1 pseudogene is annotated in these 2,896 nt (G+C 45.3%); it reads left to right on the top strand.

The window, feature by feature from the left end:
* Positions 1-2,896 (top strand): annotated as a pseudogene (locus WAA15_RS24330) (hypothetical protein); the annotation flags it as partial.

Raw genomic sequence — 2,896 nt, 5'->3', positions numbered from 1 at the left:
GCTTACAGCGGATAAAACGAGCTTGTGTGCCGGAGATTTTGCTACCTTGACGGCAGCGAATTGTAGTGGAACTTTAAGCTGGCGTAAGGATGGACAATCAGTGAACTATTCAAATCCAGCGATAGTAACGCAATCAGGTATTTATACAGCCACTTGTACGACAAATTGTGGGACGAGTGTAGCTAGCAATTCAGTGACTATTACAACAGGTAACCTTCCAAATGCACCAACGATTACAGCGGACAAGACGAGCTTGTGTGCTGGTGAGTCAGCAACTTTAACAGCGGCCAATTGCAGTGGGACAGTGAAATGGTTATTGAATGGGAATTTATTGACTAGTGCTAATCCTACCTTTACCAATCAGTCAGGTGTTTATACAGCTACTTGTACGACGAGTTGTGGGACGAGTGTGGCTTCTAACAGTATTCAAATTACAACAGGAGGTATACCAAATGCGCCGACGATTACAGCCGACAAGACGAGCTTGTGTGCTGGAGATTTTGCTACTTTGACAGCAGCCAATTGTAATGGCACAATTCATTGGAATAGTGGCTCAGCAATGAATCCACTTATGGTGAATACTCCAGGTACATATTGGGCTGTTTGTACGACGAGTTGTGGGACGAGTGTAGCTAGTAACAGTATTCAAATTACAACAGGAGGTATACCGAATGCACCGACAATTACAGCCGACAAGACAAGCTTGTGTGCTGGTGAATCGGCAACTTTAACAGCAGCCAATTGCAGTGGTACCGTGAATTGGTTATTAAATGGAAGTTTGATAAGCAATGCCAATCCTACATTAGTAACCCAAGCCGGTATTTATACAGCTACTTGTACGACGAGTTGTGGGACAAGTGTGGCTAGTAACAGTATTCAAATCACAACAGGAGGTATACCAAATGCACCAACGATTACGGCCGACAAGACGAGCTTGTGTGCTGGAGATTTTGCTACCTTGACGGCAGCGAATTGTAGTGGTACTTTAAGCTGGCGTAAGGATGGTCAGTCAGTGACTTATTCAAATCCAGCGATAGTAACGCAATCAGGTATTTATATAGCCACTTGTACGACGAGTTGTGGGACAAGTGTGGCTAGTAACAGTATTCAAATCACAACTGGAGGTATACCAAATGCGCCGACGCTTACAGCGGATAAGACGAGCTTGTGTGCTGGAGATTTTGCTACTTTGACAGCAGCGAATTGTAGTGGTACTTTAAGCTGGCGTAAGGATGGTCAGTCAGTGACTTATTCAAATCCGGCGATAGTAACGCAATCAGGTATTTATACAGCCACTTGTACGACAAATTGTGGGACGAGTGTAGCATCCAATAGTATCCAAATCACAACTGGAGGTATACCAAATGCACCGACGCTTACAGCGGATAAAACGAGCTTGTGTGCCGGAGATTTTGCTACTTTAACAGCAGCGAATTGCAGTGGTACATTAAACTGGCGTAAGGATGGTCAGTCAGTGAACTATTCAAATCCAGCGATAGTAACGCAATCAGGTGTTTATACAGCTACTTGTACGACAAATTGTGGGACAAGTGTAGCTAGCAATTCAGTGACCATTACAACAGGTAACCTTCCAAATGCACCAACGCTTACTGCGGATAAAACGAGCTTGTGTGCTGGAGATTTTGCCACCTTGACGGCAGCGAATTGTAGTGGTACCTTAAGCTGGCGTAAGGATGGTCAGTCAGTGAACTATTCAAATCCGGCGATAGTAACGCAATCAGGTATTTATACGGCCACTTGTACGACGAGTTGTGGGACGAGTGTAGCATCCAATAGCATTCAAATCACAACAGGAGGTATACCAAATGCGCCGACGCTTACAGCGGATAAAACGAGCTTGTGTGCTGGAGATTTTGCTACTTTGACAGCAGCGAATTGTAGTGGTACCTTAAGCTGGCGTAAGGATGGACAATCAGTGACTTATTCAAATCCGGCGGTGGTGACCCAATCAGGCGTTTATACCGCTACTTGTACAACCAGTTGTGGGACGAGTGTAGCATCCAATAGCATTCAAATCACAACAGGAGGTATACCAAATGCGCCGACGCTTACAGCGGATAAAACGAGCTTGTGTGCTGGAGATTTTGCTACTTTGACAGCAGCGAATTGTAGTGGTACCTTAAGCTGGCGTAAGGATGGACAATCAGTGACTTATTCAAATCCGGCGGTGGTGACCCAATCAGGCGTTTATACCGCTACTTGTACAACCAGTTGTGGGACGAGTGTAGCATCCAATAGCATTCAAATCACAACAGGAGGTATACCAAATGCGCCGACGCTTACAGCGGATAAAACGAGCTTGTGTGCTGGAGATTTTGCTACTTTGACAGCAGCGAATTGTAGTGGTACCTTAAGCTGGCGTAAGGATGGTCAATCAGTGAACTATTCAAATCCGGCGGTGGTGACGCAATCAGGTGTTTATACAGCCACTTGTACGACAAATTGCGGGACAAGCGTAGCTAGTAACTCAGTGACCATTACAACAGGTGGTATACCGAATGCGCCGACGCTTACAGCGGATAAAACGAGCTTGTGTGCTGGAGATTTTGCTACTTTGACAGCAGTCAATTGTAGTGGTACCTTAAGCTGGCGTAAGGATGGACAATCAGTGACTTATTCAAATCCGGCGGTGGTGACCCAATCAGGCGTTTATACCGCTACTTGTACAACCAGTTGTGGGACGAGTGTAGCATCCAATAGCATTCAAATCACAACAGGAGGTATACCAAATGCACCGACGCTTACAGCGGATAAAACGAGCTTGTGTGCCGGAGATTTTGCTACTTTGACAGCAGCGAATTGTAGTGGAAAATTAAGCTGGCGTAAGGATGGACAATCAGTGAACTATTCAAATCCAGCGATAGTAACGCAATCA

Origin of the sequence: Emticicia sp. 17c (assembly GCF_037153985.1) — a bacterium.
GTDB lineage: Bacteria > Bacteroidota > Bacteroidia > Cytophagales > Spirosomataceae > Emticicia.
This window is presented reverse-complemented; position numbering and strand designations above follow the sequence as displayed.